At 48.0% G+C, this 18,395-nt stretch carries 15 protein-coding genes; 3 read left to right on the top strand and 12 right to left on the bottom strand.

Annotation, left to right across the window (positions count from 1 at the left end):
- Positions 1 to 145: 145 nt before the first annotated feature.
- The 9 genes from M2404_RS06275 to guaB form a co-directional block, all read right to left on the bottom strand.
- Complete coding sequence (locus M2404_RS06275) at positions 146 to 2,122, bottom strand: response regulator (RefSeq protein WP_259238875.1); 1,977 nt, start codon at positions 2,120 to 2,122, stop codon at positions 146 to 148.
- A complete protein-coding gene (locus M2404_RS06270; RefSeq protein ID WP_259238874.1) occupies positions 2,115 to 2,576 on the bottom strand; it encodes a response regulator in 462 nt (153 codons plus the stop codon). Before M2404_RS06270 ends, M2404_RS06275 begins: the two co-directional genes overlap by 8 nt.
- A complete protein-coding gene (locus M2404_RS06265) occupies positions 2,576 to 4,060 on the bottom strand; it encodes a sensor histidine kinase (RefSeq protein ID WP_259238873.1) in 1,485 nt (494 codons plus the stop codon). Before M2404_RS06265 ends, M2404_RS06270 begins: the two co-directional genes overlap by 1 nt.
- Positions 4,061 to 4,083: 23 nt before the next feature.
- Positions 4,084 to 4,293: a histidine kinase dimerization/phospho-acceptor domain-containing protein gene (locus M2404_RS06260; RefSeq protein ID WP_259238872.1), complete on the bottom strand. Its 210-nt coding sequence runs from the start codon at positions 4,291 to 4,293 to the stop codon at positions 4,084 to 4,086.
- A 20-nt stretch (positions 4,294 to 4,313) separates the two neighbouring features.
- Complete coding sequence (locus M2404_RS06255) at positions 4,314 to 5,648, bottom strand: sigma-54-dependent transcriptional regulator (RefSeq protein ID WP_259238871.1); 1,335 nt, start codon at positions 5,646 to 5,648, stop codon at positions 4,314 to 4,316.
- Between the two features lie 211 nt (positions 5,649 to 5,859).
- Positions 5,860 to 6,309, bottom strand: coding sequence for an SRPBCC family protein (locus M2404_RS06250; RefSeq protein WP_259238870.1), 450 nt, complete (start codon positions 6,307 to 6,309; stop codon positions 5,860 to 5,862).
- Between the two features lie 16 nt (positions 6,310 to 6,325).
- Complete coding sequence (locus M2404_RS06245; RefSeq protein ID WP_259238869.1) at positions 6,326 to 6,700, bottom strand: VOC family protein; 375 nt, start codon at positions 6,698 to 6,700, stop codon at positions 6,326 to 6,328.
- 88 nt (positions 6,701 to 6,788) lie between these two features.
- Positions 6,789 to 8,366: a glutamine-hydrolyzing GMP synthase gene (gene guaA / locus M2404_RS06240; RefSeq protein WP_259238868.1), complete on the bottom strand. Its 1,578-nt coding sequence runs from the start codon at positions 8,364 to 8,366 to the stop codon at positions 6,789 to 6,791.
- Positions 8,367 to 8,424: 58 nt separating this feature from the next.
- A complete protein-coding gene (gene guaB / locus M2404_RS06235; RefSeq protein ID WP_259238867.1) occupies positions 8,425 to 9,894 on the bottom strand; it encodes an IMP dehydrogenase in 1,470 nt (489 codons plus the stop codon).
- Positions 9,895 to 10,034: 140 nt separating this feature from the next.
- Here guaB and xseA point away from each other — a divergent pair, with 140 nt between their 5' ends.
- Both xseA and M2404_RS06225 read left to right on the top strand, forming a co-directional pair.
- The gene (gene xseA, locus M2404_RS06230; RefSeq protein ID WP_259238866.1) at positions 10,035 to 11,372 is read left to right on the top strand and encodes an exodeoxyribonuclease VII large subunit; all 1,338 of its coding nucleotides are present in this window, start codon (positions 10,035 to 10,037) and stop codon (positions 11,370 to 11,372) included.
- A gap of 69 nt (positions 11,373 to 11,441) precedes the next feature.
- On the top strand, positions 11,442 to 12,113 hold the full coding sequence (locus tag M2404_RS06225) for a gamma-glutamylcyclotransferase (RefSeq protein WP_259238865.1): 672 nt from the start codon (positions 11,442 to 11,444) through the stop codon (positions 12,111 to 12,113).
- 355 nt (positions 12,114 to 12,468) lie between these two features.
- Here the strand turns inward: M2404_RS06225 and M2404_RS06220 are convergent, their stop codons facing one another.
- Positions 12,469 to 13,335, bottom strand: coding sequence for a cupin domain-containing protein (locus M2404_RS06220; protein ID WP_259238864.1), 867 nt, complete (start codon positions 13,333 to 13,335; stop codon positions 12,469 to 12,471).
- A gap of 351 nt (positions 13,336 to 13,686) precedes the next feature.
- On the opposite strand from M2404_RS06220, the gene M2404_RS06215 reads away from it, so the two are divergent.
- Positions 13,687 to 14,475 carry a ferredoxin--NADP reductase gene (locus tag M2404_RS06215; protein ID WP_259238863.1) on the top strand — a complete coding sequence of 263 codons (789 nt, stop codon included), beginning with the start codon at positions 13,687 to 13,689 and terminating at the stop codon, positions 14,473 to 14,475.
- Between the two features lie 104 nt (positions 14,476 to 14,579).
- Here the strand turns inward: M2404_RS06215 and M2404_RS06210 are convergent, their stop codons facing one another.
- Together M2404_RS06210 and der are read right to left on the bottom strand one after the other, a co-directional pair.
- On the bottom strand, positions 14,580 to 16,835 hold the full coding sequence (locus M2404_RS06210) for an arginine/lysine/ornithine decarboxylase (RefSeq protein ID WP_259238862.1): 2,256 nt from the start codon (positions 16,833 to 16,835) through the stop codon (positions 14,580 to 14,582).
- Between the two features lie 11 nt (positions 16,836 to 16,846).
- On the bottom strand, positions 16,847 to 18,325 hold the full coding sequence (gene der / locus M2404_RS06205; RefSeq protein WP_259238861.1) for a ribosome biogenesis GTPase Der: 1,479 nt from the start codon (positions 18,323 to 18,325) through the stop codon (positions 16,847 to 16,849).
- Positions 18,326 to 18,395 lie beyond the last annotated feature (70 nt).

The following is an 18,395-nucleotide window of genomic DNA, read 5'->3' as shown; positions in this document are numbered from 1 at the left end:
ATCCGGCTTTAGACCGTTATAAAATTGTAATACTAACACCGTGGAATGCAGAATTTACAATGGCTAAAGGAAAGCGCCAGCAGAAAACCAGGCTACAGCTGTTTGATTTATATACTAATACCTAATATAGATACATAAAATTGCCTTAGCGGCATGTTAACACTATGCTATGCAGTGCCTGTTTCGTGATAGGTTTTAACAGGCTCTGCTGGACAATAGCACTGCCGGACGCCGCAACATCGTGCTCATGCCCGCTCACCACAATAACAATATTATCAGGATAGCTATGCTCAATCCGTTCGATAAGCTGCTCGCCGTCGCTGTCCGGCAAGCCCAAATCAAGCAAAATTCTGTCAAACCGGTGTAGTAACGCAAGCTCCCGCATACACTCTTGCGCACTGTGTGCCAAAGTGGTTTTCACCCCCAGACTTTGCAGCAGTATCTGCATTAATTGTGCAGCTTCGGTATCATCTTCTACCACCAGAAAATGCAGTGGCGCAATATCTGCTGCGTTGCTATCTGTTAAGGCGGTATGGTCTGCTAAATAGCAGCGTAATACACGGTACAGCTGATTCTTAGTGATCGGTTTGGACAACACATCATTAAAACCCAACGCCGTAAGCTGCTGACGGATCCCTTTTGCCATTGCGGCAGTAAGCGCAACGACAGGGTGGCTATAGCCTGTTTCACGGATAGCAACTGTCGCTTCTCTGCCCCCCATGCCTGGCATGTGTAAATCCATCAGAATCAGATCGTAATGCTTGCCAGATGCTACTTTGTGTTTCACCTTTGCAATAGCCTCTATGCCATTTTCTGCAAAATCTACTAACGCGCCTGTCGCCTGAACCCAGTGTGCAGAAAGCTTACGTAAGTCAGCCAAATCATCGACAATAAGCACCTCGCCGGTTAACGCCAGCTTATTATGTGCGCCACCAATGTTGCCAAGTGAAGGCTCCAGACTTAATGGCTTGCGCTGCGCCTGTACAATATCGCCTGGGTCCACAGAAAACGTAAATACACTGCCTTTGCCTTCTTCAGAGGCTACATCAATATAGCCTCCCATACGCTGAATCAGCTCTGCTGAAATGGCCAACCCCAGCCCAGCGCCACCTTTTTTCCGGGTAAGGTAATCTTCTATTTGGGTAAAAGGCGCAAAAATCTCTTTAAGTTGCCGCTGTGGAATACCTACACCGGTGTCGGTGATACGGAAAAACAACATCTCTTTTGCTGCGTCCTGCTGTGTCCACAGTTCAACGCTGATACTGCCGGCATCAGTAAATTTAATAGCGTTGTATATCAGATTTATTAGCACCTGGCGCAAGCGGGTGCCGTCAACAGTAATAAGTACTGGTAACGGAGTTAATGAGCTAATGTTGAGTTCCAGCCCGTTATCTATAGCGGTAACTTTAAGCAGGGTATAAATATCCAGTATCAGGTGGCGTAAGCTGGTGGGCTCGGGCCGTAATTCCAGTTTGTTTGCTGTAATTTTGGACAGATCAAGAATGTCGTTTAGCAAGCTCAGTAAATGTTTGCCATTGTTGAGAATAATATTCAGCTCTGGCCGCGCGCTTTCTGTGTGGTCTGACTCAAGCAATAACTCGGTATAGCCCAAAATAGACGATAACGGCGTTCTGAGCTCATGGCTGAGATGGGCCAAAAACCGGTCTTTTGATTTGTTATCTGCCTCAAGGCGAAGCCGGTTTAAACGTTCCAGTTCAAACTCGCGGCGGCTTAAGGCATAGCGTATTGCCCTGGCAAACCTTGCTTCACTCAGTTCGCTTTTTACTAGAAAATCGGCAGCACCATATTCCAGAGCCTGTAAATCAAGTTGCTTATCGGGCTGGCCGGTAAGCATAATAATGGGTGTAGATATTCCGCTATCTACTGCCTGTTTTAACAATGATAAACCAGTTTCGGCGCCAAGCTGGTAATCCAGCAGGCAAATATCAAAATTGCCTTCGGTTAGCTTTTGCAATCCTTCAACTGAATTTGTTACCCATGTCAGTTGGCTGTCAAGCGAGGTTAAATCCTCCAGGTGGCTACGGGTAATGATGTAGTCATCTTCATCGTCTTCCACCAGAAGAATTTTTGCCTGTACAACCGGCTTAGGCTGGTTAGTCATCGTCTTGTACTGGTAACTCAACAAACTCTACCCAATACTTACCCAGGGTGCGCATTAGCTCTACCAAACCTTCAAAGTTTACCGGTTTGGTGATATACGACGCCGCGCCGAGGTTATAACCACGCACCATGTCTTCTTCTTGTTTTGACGTGGTAAGAATAACGATAGGAATACCGCGCAAGTTATCGTCATTTTTAATATTGTGCAGCGCTTCACGACCATCCATGCGTGGCATATTTAAGTCCAGCAGTATCAGACTGGGGCGCGGACAAGGCACGCCGTTGGCGTATTTGCCTTCCTTGCGTAAATATTCCAGCAGCTCAACACCATCTTCGACACAATACAGCGAATTAAGCACCCGGCTTTCGCGCAGTGCATCCTGTGTCAGTAAGCGGTCATCTTCATCATCATCTGCCATTAAAATAGTAATCGGCCGTGTTTTGGTAAGTGGCATTATTCAGTTTCTCCCCTGCTGCCAAACGGTGTGCCGTCGGCAGGTAAAATTAATGTAAAAGTGGCGCCAAATCCCTGTTCACCCGATGCGTAAATTAACCCTCTGTGCCTTTCTACAATACGCCGGCATACCGCCAGGCCAATGCCGGTGCCTTTGTATTCCGAACGGCCGTGCAGGCGTTGAAACGGTGTAAAAATTTTCTCAGCATACTCTTCTGCAAAGCCAATGCCATTGTCTGTCAGCGTTATGACATACCAGTCCTGGCAAATAGCCTGCTGCATAATATTCGGCTGGTGTACTGCTGCGGTAATAGTAATAACCGGTGCTCTGTCCGGCAGGCGAAACTTCAGCGAGTTTGATAACAAATTAAGAAACAGCTGGCTAAGCTGACTGCTGTCAGCCTGTATTACAGGTAAATTCCCAATGTTGATTTGGGCATTACTTTCCGCAATTGCAATTTCAACATCGTCCAGTGCGCCATTAATAATGTCAGTTAAATTGGTAGGAGCAAAATCACGGCCCCGGGTATTTATGCGGGAGAAATCCAGCAAATCATTAATTAACAGCGACATTCTTTGTGCGGCGTTACGCATGCGCTTCATATAATCCAGGCCCTGCTCACCCAGTTCCTGACTAAATGAGGCTTCCAGACGATCACCAAAGGCCTGAATTTTCCGCAAAGGTTCCTGCAAATCGTGGGAAGCAACAAAGGCAAAATCTTCCAGCTCGCGATTGCTGCGGCTTAACTCTTCGGAATACAAGCGCAACTCCTGTGTGCGATCTTCCACTTTTAGTGCCAGCTCTTCGTTCTGACTTTCCAGCGCAGCCAGATATTTCCGCTCTTTCTTTACACTAATAAACGACAACATCAGCATCAGTATTACCAGGATACTGCTTAGTAAGCCAGATAAAATAAAGTTAAGCCTGGCATCGTCGCGCCCTTTAGTCAGGCGCTGAAGTAAGTTCTCCCGGTAAGATTGTTCTGCCTGACGGGTGACGTCAAATAACGCCCGAAACTCCAGGTAAATGTTCTTACCGCGATCGGTTTTTAGCAATCTGAGTGCAAGCTCATCTTTATTTTGCTGCGCCAACCCGACGATTTCAGCCAGTTCTGCTATTTTGGCATCTGCTAGCCGGATAATCTCATTGATGCGTAACTGCTGCTCCGGCATCTCAGATTCAATGGCCTGAACCTCAGCAATTTGTGTTCTTACCCGGCTTAATGCCGCCTGATAGGGTTCCAGATAAATGATATTATCTGTCAGCAAATAGCCCCGCTGGCCAGACTCAGCCGACAATACCGACAAATGCAAATCATCAAGTTTGACAATATTATCGCCGGTGTTAGTCAGGCTGGTCTGCGTATAAGTTAACTCTTTAATAGAACTGATTGCCAGATAGGCATTGAAACCAATCAGGCACATCATCACCAACCCCAGTAAAAACCAGTTGGTACGGGCACCGTTTAACAGATTACCTGACATCTAGGCTTCCCTTTTTAACGACTTCACGCTGGTGGCGTCAACAAGTGTTCCAGCAACTGGCTGCAGTCCTGACAGGAATGCAGTATTTTATCCACAGCTTCAAGCGCTTTTTGCGGCGGTAAATTGTTTTCCAGCACCAGCTTAATTAACTCGGCCTGCATCGAGATCCGATTCAGTGGCTTACGAATATCATGTACTTGCTTAGCTAACTCAGCTACTTTTGCATCAGACATTTTATTCTCCCTGTTAACACCTAGCTAAATTCCCCTAAGCCGCCATAGGCACTTAAGCGGTTGTACAGCGTTTTTACACTGACTCCCAACATGTCAGCTGCCATCGCTTTATTGCCGCCAACTTTTTTTAATGTCAGATAAATTAACTCTTTTTCGACTTCATCAATGGTTTTACCTGCTGTAAGGCCGGTTGTTTCTTTCTGTACTGCAGAAAACGGAGAGGCAAACGAGGCAGGCAGTTCAATTTCACTCTTAGCAGGATCGCTCATAATGTAAGCGCGGTGCACAGTGTGGCGCAGCTCTCTGACGTTACCCGGCCAATCAAAACTGGCCAGCCGCTGCAACTGAGCGTTGCTAAACTGGTAGCTTGTGCCATTTTCATCATTTAAACTGGCTAAAAATGCTTTTGCTAACAGTGGGATATCGGCGGCACGCTCTCTGAGTGGCGGAATTTCAATCGGGAATACAGCGAGGCGAAAATAAATATCTTCACGTAGAATATTTTTTTCGGCGATATTTTCCAGGCTTCTGTTAGTAGCCGATACTACCCGGCAATCTACGGCAATTTCTTTACTGCCACCTACCCGCACAATTTTTTTTGTCTCTAATACCCGCAGTAAATGCGGCTGCATATCAAGCGGCATTTCTGTTACTTCATCTAAAAACAGTGTGCCACCCTGAGCGCGTTCAAAAACACCGGTTTTTTGCGCCACAGCACCGGTAAAAGCACCTTTCTCATGGCCAAACAGCTCGCTGCTAATCAGCTCTTTTGATAAGCCGCCACAATTTGTGGCAACTAAAGCACCGGTTGTTGTGCTGGCATAATGAATAGCGGAGGCTACCAGCTCCTTACCTACACCACTTTCCCCCAACAACATCACGTTAGCATTCGATGCGGCGACACGCTCAATCATGGTGTACAGCGCTTGCATCGGCGCCGACTCACCAATCAGGCAACCAAAGTGCAGCTCAGATTGAGAAGCAGAAGACTTTTTGGCTTTTGGCCTGGTCGGGTTTAGCACCCGTTCTAAACACTCACGCTGTATTGGCTTTAGTAAATAATCTACTTTGGGCCCACACAAATCAGCGATAATGGATTTCACCGACGGGTGTCCGGTAATAAAAGTAACTTTGGGAACAGGAAACAGGTGCTGAACTCTATCCATCAAATGAATACCACTACCATCTGGCAGCATAAAGTCGAGCAGAATATGGTCAAAACTATTGTGCTCCAACCATTCATTGGCTTCAGCTAAATTGCCAGCGACAGACACGGTATGCCCCAGAAAATCTATAATGTGGGAAGCCACCTCGGTGAATTCGTGGTCATCATCTACAAGTAATATCGATAGCAAAGCTCAAATCTCATATCAGTCGGTTAACAATTATCAGTTTTATGCACACTCAGGTGGCAATAGACTGTAATAACAGCCCAATACTAAGTGTTTAGTGCTCAGCTTAATAGTGATTTATTAATTATTTGTGCAAATCTGTCTGTTATTGCTGGCACAGGAAAGTACAGAGCTATTGTGCCTCTAAAGCACTATTTCAGCGCTAATGCAGCATTTAACTCTGCTCACATAGCACCTTGAGTTTTTGCAGCGCCTTGGGCCAAGTATCCTGCATATATTGATCATACTCGGGCGCGATATCCTGCTCTATGCTAACTTCTGTACCGCTTTCTGCCGCCCGAAACCGGTAATTCTCGAACGCCGGTGCCCAGCTGGTTATCTGTTCGCTATCAAAATCATCTTGGCCATTAACGATAAAACCGAGGTGTTTAATCGAGATAAACTCCAGTGGTTTATGTTCAGCAATCGTTGCTACCATGCCATCACCCGACGGCGATAAAAACCGTATGGTTTCCCCCTGCTGCCAGTTGCCTTTAAAATACGAGCCTTCGCAAAAGGCCGAGGTCCAGTTGCGGTAACCAACGTCAGACAACATCCGCTGCCACACCGTTTGCACCGGTGCATTAATCACAATACTGAAGTGAAGTTGTTTTACATTACGCATTGTCCGCTCTCCGCTGTTAGCGTTTTTCTTCCATCAGGCCCACCAGATTTGCATCCGGGTCACGCACAAACCCCAGCCACAGCTCATAGTCCGGCATTTTCGCCGCCAATTGCGGCTCGCGCTCTGGCTTAGCACCTTTGACGACTATCGCCTCGTAGGTTGCACTGATATCGGTAACACTGAAATACAAAACCGAGTTAGCGCCCACTGCACCAGCGCCCTGCGGCGCACTGAGCATCAGCCTGGTAGCGCCGGCCTGTAAAAACGCCAGCTGTGGTGAGGGTTGAAATAAAAACGGCAAGCCTAAGATATCGCGATAAAAGCCAAGCGCGCTTTCCACATCGCTGACCGTCAGTGCAATCTGGCCAATCCGGCCGCTTAATTCAGACATGATGCTCTCTCTGCCAAAAGCAAAATAACCTCAGCTGTTATAGCAAAAAGGCCAGTATTGCGCTGGCCTTTTGTTTCATTTCAGGAAATTATTCCCACTCAATCGTCGCTGGCGGCTTACCGCTGATATCGTATACCACACGGGATATACCATTGATCTCATTAATAATACGGTTAGATACTTTACCCAGCAAATCATACGGCAGGTGTGCCCAGTGTGCTGTCATAAAGTCGATAGTTTCTACTGCCCGCAGTGATACTACCCAGTCGTACTTACGTGCATCGCCCATTACGCCTACCGATTTTACCGGTAGGAATACAGCAAAGGCCTGGCTTACTTTATGGTACAGCTCGGCCTTGTGCAGCTCTTCGATAAAGATGGCATCGGCACGGCGCAGAATGTCGCAGTATTCTTTTTTAATTTCACCCAGTACTCGCACGCCTAAACCCGGCCCCGGGAACGGGTGACGGTACAGCATGTCGTATGGCAGGCCAAGTTCCAGGCCGACTTTGCGCACTTCGTCTTTAAACAGCTCACGCAGTGGCTCCACCAAACCCAGCTTCATATGTGCCGGTAAGCCACCAACGTTGTGGTGCGATTTAATCACATGCGCTTTACCGGTGGCTGAACCCGCCGATTCGATTACGTCCGGGTAAATAGTACCCTGGGCTAACCACTTGGCGTTTTCAAGCTTCTGCGCCTGCTCATCAAACACTTCAACAAACACACGGCCAATAATTTTACGTTTGGCTTCAGGATCGTTTTCACCGGCTAAAGCATCTAAAAAGCGCTGTTCGGCGTCTACTTTGATAATGTTCAGGCCAAAATGGTCGCCAAACATATCCATTACCTGCTTGCCTTCGTTTAAGCGCAGTAAGCCGTTATCTACAAACACACAGGTCAGGTTTTTACCAATAGCACGGTGCAGCAACATGGCCACAACTGAGCTGTCAACACCGCCGGACAAACCTAAAATAACCTGATCATTACCAATTTGCTGCTTTAAGCGGATAATGGCATCTTCAATAATCGACGCCGGTGTCCACAGTTTGTCGCAACCGCAGATATCCACCACAAAATGCTCCAGCATACGCAGGCCCTGACGGGTGTGGGTAACTTCGGGGTGGAACTGCACACCGTAAAACTGGCGCGCTTCGTCCACCATACCGGCATGCGGGCATGTGGGAGTGCTGGCACAGGTAGTAAAGCCTGCCGGAATTTGGACTACCTTATCACCGTGGCTCATCCATACATCTAACAGTGCATTGCCGTTACTGCCAACGTGGTCTTCAATTTTTGCAAACAGGTCGTTTTCAGCTACCACTTCTACCTGGGCATAACCAAACTCGCGCAAATCTGAGCCTTGTACTTTGCCACCCAGTTGCTCAGCCATAGTTTGCATACCGTAACAAATGCCCAACACCGGCACACCGGCGTCAAACACATATTGCGGCGCGCGTGGTGAGTTTTGCTCGTGCACGCTTTCCGGGCCGCCGGATAAAATAATACCGGTGGGGTTAAATTCACGGATTTGCTCTTCAGTGACATCCCAAGCCCACAGTTCACAATACACGCCAATTTCGCGCACACGGCGGGCGATAAGCTGGGTATATTGCGAACCAAAATCGAGGATTAAGATACGGTGGTGATGAATGTTTTTGTTCATAGCAACCTTTAGAAAGTACAGCGGCCGGTATCACCCAGCCGCATTAACAGTAAACAGTTTAGCCTAAGCGGTAGTTGGGTGCTTCTTTGGTAATTTGCACATCGTGCACGTGCGACTCGCCCATACCGGCAGAAGTAACACGGACAAACTCCGGCTTGGTACGCAGCTCGTCGATGGTTGGGCAACCGGTTAAGCCCATGGCGCTACGCAGGCCGCCCATTTGCTGGTGAATAATATTTTCCATCGGACCTTTGTACGCTACACGGCCTTCAATGCCTTCCGGTACCAGTTTCTCGGCATTATTACTGCCCTGGAAATAACGGTCTGATGAACCATTACGCTGTGCCATGGCGCCAAGCGAGCCCATACCGCGGTAAGATTTATAGTAGCGGCCCTGATACAGTTCAACCTCACCCGGCGCTTCTTCAGTACCGGCAAACATTGAGCCCACCATCACCAGGTTAGCACCGGCTACTAAGGCTTTGGCAATATCACCTGAGAAACGGATACCACCATCGGCAATAATAGTGACTTCAGTACCGGCTACACCCATCACCGCTTCAGAAATAGCAGTAATTTGCGGCACACCACAACCGGTAACAATACGGGTAGTGCAGATAGAGCCAGGGCCTATACCCACTTTAACTGCATTGGCACCGGCTTGTGCCAGCGCTTTGGCACCTTCGGCAGTGGCAACATTACCGGCGACAATTTGTAAATCAGGGTACTGGGCACGGGTTTGTTTTACGCGATCAATTACGCCCTGCGAGTGGCCGTGCGAAGTATCTATCAGCAGAATATCGACACCGGCTTCTACCAGCGCAGCAATACGCTCGTCGGTGCCAGGGCCTACACCAACTGCGGCACCTACCCGTAAACGGCCTAACTCGTCTTTACAGGCGTTAGGCTTGCTGGCGGCTTTGTAGTAATCGCGTACGGTAATTAAGCCTTTGAGTTTAAATTCTTCGTCAACTACCAGCACTTTTTCAATGCGGTGCTGGTGCATCTTTTTAAAGGCTTCTTCACGTGGGGCAGTTTCCAGCACTGTGACCAAACGCTCGCGTGGCGTCATCAGATTGCTGACTTTTTCGTTGTTGTTGGCTTCAAAGCTCATATCACGACTGGTTAAAATGCCAACCAGGTTATGGTTGGCATCTACCACCGGAAAACCGGAAAAGCCGCATTGCTGTGCCAGGCTTTGCACTTCACGGATACTCATATCCGGCGTTACTGTTACCGGATCAGACACTACACCACTTTCGTATTTTTTAACTTTACGAACGTTAGCGGCCTGCTCTTCAATGGTCATGTTTTTATGAATAAAACCTAAGCCACCTTCCTGCGCCAGCGCTATGGCTAAACGGGCTTCGGTTACCGTGTCCATAGACGCAGAAACCATAGGAATATTCAGCGTGATGCTTTTGGTCAGTCGGGTGCGTAAATCGGCTGTATGAGGTAGAACAGTAGAGTGCGCCGGTACCAATAACACGTCGTCAAAGGTAAGGGCTTCTTGTTTGATCCTGAGCATTGCAACAATCTCGCTGTGGCTGAAAAGATAGGGAATGTTGCGGCGCAATTTTAACGGTTTTGTGCACGTATAACAAACGCTTTTTTGTTTTATGTTACTCTTGTAGTCTGACTGGCACCGGCTGTTGTTGTGAGCTTTAGATGCAAAACCCCGATATTTATAGTGTTTCCCGTTTAAACAGTGAAGTACGCCTGACACTGGAGTTGCAGTTTCAAACGCTGTGGCTGCAAGGCGAAGTATCAAACTTTGTCGCAGCCGCCAGCGGCCACTGGTACTTTTCATTAAAAGACAGCGCCGCCCAGGTAAAATGCGCCATGTTTAAAATGGCCAACCGCAACAGCAGCTTCAGGCCGCAAAACGGCCAGCAGGTGCTTATTCGTGCCCGCATCAGCGTGTACGAGCCGCGCGGTGAATATCAATTACTGGCCGAGTTTATCGAAAGCGCAGGTGCCGGTTTGCTAAAACAACAGTTCGAACAGCTAAAAGCCAAATTGCAGGCCGAAGGCTTATTCGACCCTGCCCATAAGAAACCACTGCCAGCGCAAGTGCAGCGCGTAGGTGTTATTACCTCCCCCACCGGTGCTGCCGTGCGTGATATTGTTACCGTGCTGAATCGCCGTGCGCCGGGTATTGAAGTTGTTATTTACCCTTCCCAGGTGCAGGGTGAAACCGCTGCGGCACAGCTTCGCAATATGCTTAGCAGTGCAATACGCCGTAACGAAGTCGATGTATTAATTATTGGCCGTGGCGGTGGCTCGCTGGAAGATTTATGGTGCTTTAACGATGAAGCTTTATGTCGTGCAGTAGCCGCCTGCCCTATTCCGATTGTCAGCGCCGTGGGCCATGAAATTGACTTTGCCCTAACCGACTTTGTTGCCGACGTGCGCGCACCAACCCCTTCAGCTGCTGCAGAATTAGTCTCACCGGATCAGTCGCATTTATTAGATCGCATACTGCAGCTAAAAAACCGCCTGTTACAGGCACAGCGCAGCCGCTCGCAGCACGCCGCGCCTAAGCTACTGAATTTAAGCCAGCGCTTGTTAGCCCTGCACCCCAAACGCCGTTTGCAACAACAGCAGCAGCGGCTGGATGAACTGCAACTACGCTTAACGGCCAGCGCTAAGCGCACTGTTCAGGCTGCGCAGCAACAGCAGCTTTACTTAGATAAAAGCCTGCGCCAGTTATCACCGGCTAAAACCTTATTGGCGCATACCCAGCACATTAATCAGCTGGAGCGCAGGCTCATTAACGCCCAGCAGTTACAATTAAAACAAAGCAAACAACAACTGGCGCAGTTAAGCAGTCAGCTAAACACCGTAAGCCCACTGGCAACCTTAGCGCGCGGCTACAGTATTACCTTTGATGAAAAACAGCAGGTGGTGACCTCAAGTGCGCAGCTAAAAGCCGGGGATAAAGTAGCGATAAAACTGGCAGAAGGTGGTTTTGATGCCGAGGTGATAAAGCTGAATGGTGTTTAGGCACTTATCCTGTAGGTACAAAAATAATAAGACGTAGCTAAAAATGAACAAAAACAGCCAAGAGGTGGTGTGCTTGCTGCCGTTCACTACCGCAAACAACTTGCAACGATAAAACCCGAATATCTTAAACTCTGCTTGAAAGCAGCTAAAGAAGACTTAGAACAAGGTATTATGTCCCACAACACCATTGCCCTGAATAAACAGCACCAGCCTTTAGATCACCTCGACTCTGTATGGCTGTTTGGTTATGGCTCGCTGATTTATAAAACTGACTTTGCGTATCTGGACGCTAAACCGGCCTGTATTTATGGCTGGCAGCGGCGGTTTTGGCAGGGCTCGCATGATCATCGTGGTACGCCTGATGCGCCAGGCCGGGTGTTAACGCTGATTGAAGTACCCGGTGCGCGCTGTGTTGGTATGGCATACCAGGTTACACCAGATACCTTTGAGCATTTAGACCACCGCGAGAAAAACGGTTATTTGCGCGTATTTACCCCGCTGCATTGGCTGCATGAATCTGGCGAAACGGAAGGTGTGCTGTATTTAGCCAGTGCCGATAACGAGGCCTATTTAGGCCCGGCCAGTGATGCTGAAATCGCCGCCCATATTGCCAAAAGCCGTGGCCCAAGCGGGCCCAACAGTGAATACGTACTGAAGCTGGCGCAGGCACTGCGTGATATGAATGAGCATGACGAGCATGTATTTGCCATAGAGCGGCAGTTGTTAGTGCTGCTGCCGTAACAGCATTGGCAGTAACGTTAAAAAAATGCCCCGGCCAAATTCTGACACTTACATAACAATTCATAATTTTAATAAGGCATGGGCTGGACAAGCTACAAATTGTGGTGGTTGCGTCCGTCAAATATGGCGCAGAAGAGCATACCACTACGTTATCTATCTCATTAAGGCAATGCCGTAGCCAATACACATGGCCTACGCCGTATAACACAAGAATACGATCTCACGGTTCTGCTATTTGCAAAATACGTTCAAACCTGCCCGACAATTTCAACTTTTAAGTGCGCTTTTAAAGAGCCTCACTGCTCAAGACAGATTTTAGCTCTGCTTTACCTTAAACTACCAAGCTGCTCTGGCTTTAGGCTTCCATCTTCGCTGCGTATTTGGCCATTTCTTTGCGTAAAATCTTCCAGGAAAGATCAGAGTATGTAGCAAAGGCTTGCTGATTATGCGGCTCTTTTTCTTCAACAAAGTCGAATTGATCGCGCGTATCGGGCTTTGGCTTATCCTTTAGTAACGGCAGCTCACCTTTGTTCAGATATACATGAAAAGTGGCTGCGAAGCTGCCTTTAGGCATCGGGCAAAACACTTTATGCACCGGGAACTGTTCTTCACTTAGCCAGGCACACTGGCCGGGCGTTAACGTTAGCAAGGCCTGTTTCTTTGCATCCCATCCCAGGCCCTCATAAACCATCACCTCAATCTGCCCGGTAAGGCAATAGATAATGCCGGTAGTTTTGCCGTGTGAGTGGATTGGCGAATAATGCCCGGCTGGCCATATTTCTAACACCACGGGAGAGCCGAATTCACCTTTATGCGTGTCATCTGATGAAGCCAGTGTCTTGTCATGTTTGAGCGCCATACTGTCGTAATCGCCTTTACCGGTGCAAGCTACACGGATATAAGCCGGGTGCGAATCATCTTTTTTATACTTGTCTGCTAATATCTTTTTAAGAATACCACCATTTAAACTCGCCCTTATTGCTTCAATTTCCCAGGTGGAGAAATGAATACTGGCGGCTTTACGTGCCAGCTCCATCACAGTTGCTGGGATCATCAATTGCTGGACGAAATCATCAAATGACGTCGCAGGAGCGATAACAGGCGACGGCACAAGCTGGTCAGCCCGAATGCGCAGTTTCAGCTCTTCTTCCGGGGTAATATAAAAAGGGGGCTTAAGATTATCATTTGATGGGCTCACATATCTCTCCTTCGAATTATGCAATTTTAATGCTGTGCTGCATTTCACTGTTAAAAACTACTAACGGTACAACTAACAATTAAATGGCGGGTTATAATCGCAACACCCCCTGAGCTTACAATAATCAGAGTTTATTACTGCCCGTAAACTAAATGGCCTTTATTGTATAATTTATGTTTCATAAAAATACAACTGTAAAGATCGCAGTATTACAATATGCTACCGGGCAATATTAAGGTATCTCATACCTCAGGCTATTCTGGCAGCCAGCTTCCATTAGCAGCGACAGCAAGCAGCACCTTTAGTTAATGATAACTATTATCATTTTTATTGCTGTGGCATAATTACGACCAAGGCCATTAAGTAAGGACTGTTATGCGTAATATTATCAATGCCACTGTCACTGATGTTCATCACTGGAATGACACCCTGTTTAGCTTTAAAACAACGCGGGAGTCATCTTTCCGATTTGAAAGCGGCCAGTTTGTCATGATTGGATTAGAGGTTGGCGGCCGCCCGTTAATGCGCGCTTACAGTATTGCCAGTCCTCATTATGAGGAAGAGCTTGAGTTTTTCAGCATTAAGGTACCAGACGGCGCATTAACATCGAGGCTGCAAAATATCAGAGCCGGCGATCAAATTATGCTGACGGTAAAACCTGCAGGCACTCTGGTACCCGGCTATCTTATCCCCGGTAAACATCTGTATTTGTTAAGCACCGGCACCGGGCTTGCGCCTTTTATGAGCATTATACGCGACCCTTTTATTTATGAAGGCTACGATAAAATTATACTGGTACATGGCACACGCTGGCGCTCAGAACTGGCATACCAGCATGAAATTGAGCAGGTGTTACCAGACAACCCCTATTTTGGCGAAGAAGTTCGCGTAAAGCTGATTTATTACCCCACCGTAACACGGGAAGATTATGTCAGAAACGGCGTGCCACATCAGGGGCGTATTACCGATCTGCTGGACAGCGGTAAGTTACTGGCAGATATTGGTATGCCAGCCCTTAACCCTGAGCACGACAGATTTATGTTATGTGGCAACGATGCTATGTTGCAGCAACTGATGGGCATGCTGGATCAGCGCGGCTTTGCAAAAGCCAATTCCCGCACTATGGGCCATTACGTGATTGAACAAGCCTTTATTGAAAAGTAAAGCGCCATAAAAAAACCGGGAAGGCATAACACCAACCCGGTTTTTCAGATGCTTAACGTAGTTTCGGCATTAAAAACTCAATACTAAACACTCAACATTCAGCACTACTCTTTAACCACATCAATAAAGTATTTCAGCTCACCGTCTACCATTTCGCGCACTAAGCCGTGTACGTCGGTTTCAAAGCCCGGGAAGGCACCATTAAACGCACGGGTAAATTGCAGGTAGTTAATAATGGTTTTATTAAAACGCTCGCCTGGCACCATCAGTGGTATGCCCGGAGGGTATGGCGTAACCAGCATGGCGGTTACCCTGCCTTCAATTTCATCGATAGATACCCGCTCTATTTCGCGGTGTGCCATCCTGGCCCAGGCATCGGCTGGCGTCATGGCAGTTTCAATATTCGACAAATACATTTCAGTGGTGACTTTAGCCACATCAAACTTACGATACATATTGTGAATTTGCTGGCACAGATCGCGCAAACCAACTCTTTCATAACGCGGATGCTTTTTGGCAAACTCCGGCATTATGCGCCACATCGGTTGGTTTTGATCGTAGTCATCTTTAAACTGCTGTAGTTCAGTTACCATTGAATTCCAGCGGCCTTTGGTAATACCGATGGTAAACATAATAAAGAACGAGTACAGGCCTGTTTTTTCAATAATAATACCGTGTTCAGCCAGGTACTTACTAACGATAGCCGCAGGTATGCCCTGTTCATCAAACTGACCGTGCAGGTTTAAGCCTGGGGTAATAATAGTGGCTTTAATCGGATCGAGAATATTAAAGCCCGACTCGATAGCGCCAAAACCATGCCAGCTGTCTTTTGCGTGTAACGTCCAGTTGTCGCGCGTGCCAAGGCCCTCTTCCGGCAACTCATCCGGGCCCCAGACACGGAACCACCAGTCGTCATCGCCAAATTCGGCATCCACCTTGCGCATGGCGCGGCGAAAATCAATCGCTTCCATTAAACTTTCCTCTACCAGCGCAGTACCACCCGGCGCTTCCATCATGGCTGCGGCTACGTCACAGCTGGCAATAATGGCATATTGCGGGCTGGTAGAGCTATGCATCAGGTAAGACTCGTTAAAGCGGTGTGTATCCAGGCTACGCTTCTCAGCGTTTTGCACCAGAATTTGCGATGCCTGCGATAAACCAGCCAATAACTTGTGCGTAGATTGGGTAGCAAACACTAAGGTGTCTTCTGAACGTGGCCGGTCTTTGCCTATCGCATGCATATTTTTGTAGAAATCGTGGAAGCTAGCGTGCGGCAGCCAGGCTTCATCAAAATGCAGCGTATCAATGGTTGAACCCAGCTCCTGCTTAATTTCTTCCACGTTGTACAAGATACCGTCGTAGGTACTTTGCGTAATGGTTAAAATGCGCGGCTTTTTGTTTTTAGCATTACGGGCAAAAGGGTTGGCCTCAATCTTCTTCGCGATGGCCTCTGGCGAAAATTCACTTTTCGGGATCGGGCCGATAATGCCGTAATGGTTACGGGTTGGCATTAAAAACACCGGAATAGCGCCGGTCATAATAATCGAGTGCAGTATAGATTTATGGCAGTTACGGTCTACCACTACAATATCGCCCGGTGCAACCACCGAATGCCATACCATTTTGTTTGACGTTGAGGTGCCGTTGGTAACAAAGAATAAGTGGTCGCAGCTGAAAATACGTGCTGCATTCGCTTCGCTTTCAGCCACCGGGCCGGTGTGATCCAGCAATTGGCCTAATTCATCAACCGCATTGCACACGTCAGCACGCAGCATGTTTTCACCAAAAAACTGATGAAACATCTGCCCGACCGGGCTTTTTAAAAACGCCACACCACCGGAGTGGCCGGGGCAGTGCCAGGAATAAGAACCGTCTGAGGCGTAATCCATCAGCGCATTAAAAAACGGTGGTGCTAACGCATCCAGATACTTTTTCGCTTCACGGATAATGTGTTTGGCAACAAACTCCGGCGTATCTTCAAACATATGAATAAAGCCGTGCAGTTCGCGCAGCACGTCGTTGGGTACGTGCCGTGTGGTACGGGTTTCGCCATACAGGAAAATAGGAATATCAGCATTGCGCTTGCGAACTTCCTTAATAAAAGTACGCAGCTCTTTTAACGCCAGTGCCACTTCGTCGGCACTGCCACTGCCGAATTCTTCATCGTCTATCGACAAAATAAAACACGAAGCGCGGCTGGCCTGCTGGGCAAAAGCACTTAAATCAACATAGCTGGTGTAACCTACCACCTCAAACCCATGGCTGCTAATGGCCTGAGCTAAATCACGAATGCCAGAGCCTGAAATATTCTCTGAGCGAAAGTCTTCATCGATAACAATAACCGGGAAACGAAAATTCATGCCATTGGTCCTTATTGGTCCAGTTTTTTGCGCGCTTTCATTAACCGCTCGCGTTTGTATTTTTGCAGCGGCGTTTCAGTGTTCTTTTTCGTTGGTGCAAACGGGTTTTCGCCCTCGCGGAATTCTATACGAATGGGTGTCCCCATCATTTGCAGTGCTTTGCGATAGTAATTCATCAGATAACGTTTGTAGGAATCGGGCAGATCGTCTACCTGATTACCATGAATCACAATCAACGGTGGGTTATAACCACCGGCATGGGCATACTTCAGTTTTACCCGCCGCCCATGCACTAACGGCGGCTGGTGATCTTCCTGCGCCATTTTCATAATACGGGTTAACAAGGCAGTGCTGTGGCGTTTGGTGGCAGAGTCAAAAGCCTCTTCAACCGATTCAAACAGGTTGCCAACACCCGAGCCATGCAAAGCAGAAATAAAATGCAACCTGGCAAAATCGATAAAACCCAAACGGCGGTCCAGCTCGCGCTTTATTTCCTCTTTGATGCTGTCATTTAAGCCGTCCCATTTATTCACCGCAATAACCAGTGAACGGCCAGCATTCAGTACAAAGCCTAAAATGCTTAAATCCTGATCCGAAATGCCTAAACGGGCATCCAGCACTAAAATCACCACGTTGGCATCTTCTATAGCCTGCAGCGTTTTAACTACTGAAAACTTCTCAACCATATCGTCAATTCTGCCACGGCGGCGCACACCGGCAGTGTCAATCAGCGTATATTCGCGCTCGTTGCGTTGCATAGGAATATAGATAGAATCTCGCGTGGTGCCGGGCATATCAAATACCACCACCCGTTCCTCACCCAGAATACGGTTAGTTAAGGTAGATTTACCCACATTCGGCCGGCCAACAATGGCCAGTTTAATATGCTCGCTACGCAGGCGTGCGGCTTCAGCATCGGCTTCTTCTTCGGTTAGCGTTTCCAGTACCGGGCCTTCGGTAGGCTCAATTTCCCCGGTCAGCAGCTTTTGCTGCTCTTCGCTTAATAATGGGATCAAGGCCTGATTTAATAACACCGACACACCACGGCCGTGGGCGGCTGCAATGGCGTATACCTCGCCCAAACCTAAACTATAGAAGTCGGCTACTGCGGTATCGGCATCCAGACCATCGGTTTTATTAGCCACCACAAATACTTTCTTTTCTACTTTGCGGATATGCGCAGCAATGGCTTCATCACCTACGGTGGCGCCAACACGGGCATCAACCATAAACAACACGACGTCGGCTTCATCAATCGCTTTAAGCGACTGCTCTGCCATTTCCAGTTCAATGCCCTGCTCGTTGCCATCAATACCACCGGTATCGACCACAATAAACTCCAGCCCTTCATACTTTACCGAGCCGTATTTACGGTCACGGGTCAGGCCGGGAAAATCTGCTACCAGCGCATCACGGGTGCGGGTTAAGCGGTTAAAAAGTGTCGATTTACCGACATTGGCTCGCCCTACCAGGGCAACGACAGGCAACATTATGTGAACCTCAAAAATAACAAAACAGGCCCGGTACAGGCCTGTTTAAAACTTCAACCGCTGTTCACGG

The sequence above is a fragment of the Rheinheimera pacifica genome, from assembly GCF_024809855.1.
Lineage (GTDB): Bacteria > Pseudomonadota > Gammaproteobacteria > Enterobacterales > Alteromonadaceae > Alishewanella > Alishewanella pacifica_A.
The sequence above is the reverse complement of the archived record's forward strand: the minus strand, read 5'-3'. Positions and strand labels throughout refer to the sequence as shown.

What these genes read in the sequence shown, in the direction of transcription:
- M2404_RS06275 (WP_259238875.1), bottom strand. Translation starts at nt 2,122, where the DNA reads ATGACTAACCAGCCTAAGCCGGTTGTACAGGCAAAAATTCTTCTGGTG.
- M2404_RS06270 (WP_259238874.1), bottom strand. Translation starts at nt 2,576, where the DNA reads ATGCCACTTACCAAAACACGGCCGATTACTATTTTAATGGCAGATGAT.
- M2404_RS06265 (WP_259238873.1), bottom strand. Translation starts at nt 4,060, where the DNA reads ATGTCAGGTAATCTGTTAAACGGTGCCCGTACCAACTGGTTTTTACTG.
- M2404_RS06260 (WP_259238872.1), bottom strand. Translation starts at nt 4,293, where the DNA reads ATGTCTGATGCAAAAGTAGCTGAGTTAGCTAAGCAAGTACATGATATT.
- M2404_RS06250 (WP_259238870.1), bottom strand. Translation starts at nt 6,309, where the DNA reads ATGCGTAATGTAAAACAACTTCACTTCAGTATTGTGATTAATGCACCG.
- M2404_RS06245 (WP_259238869.1), bottom strand. Translation starts at nt 6,700, where the DNA reads ATGTCTGAATTAAGCGGCCGGATTGGCCAGATTGCACTGACGGTCAGC.
- guaA (WP_259238868.1), bottom strand. Translation starts at nt 8,366, where the DNA reads ATGAACAAAAACATTCATCACCACCGTATCTTAATCCTCGATTTTGGT.
- guaB (WP_259238867.1), bottom strand. Translation starts at nt 9,894, where the DNA reads ATGCTCAGGATCAAACAAGAAGCCCTTACCTTTGACGACGTGTTATTG.
- xseA (WP_259238866.1), top strand. Translation starts at nt 10,035, where the DNA reads ATGCAAAACCCCGATATTTATAGTGTTTCCCGTTTAAACAGTGAAGTA.
- M2404_RS06215 (WP_259238863.1), top strand. Translation starts at nt 13,687, where the DNA reads ATGCGTAATATTATCAATGCCACTGTCACTGATGTTCATCACTGGAAT.
- M2404_RS06210 (WP_259238862.1), bottom strand. Translation starts at nt 16,835, where the DNA reads ATGAATTTTCGTTTCCCGGTTATTGTTATCGATGAAGACTTTCGCTCA.
- der (WP_259238861.1), bottom strand. Translation starts at nt 18,325, where the DNA reads ATGTTGCCTGTCGTTGCCCTGGTAGGGCGAGCCAATGTCGGTAAATCG.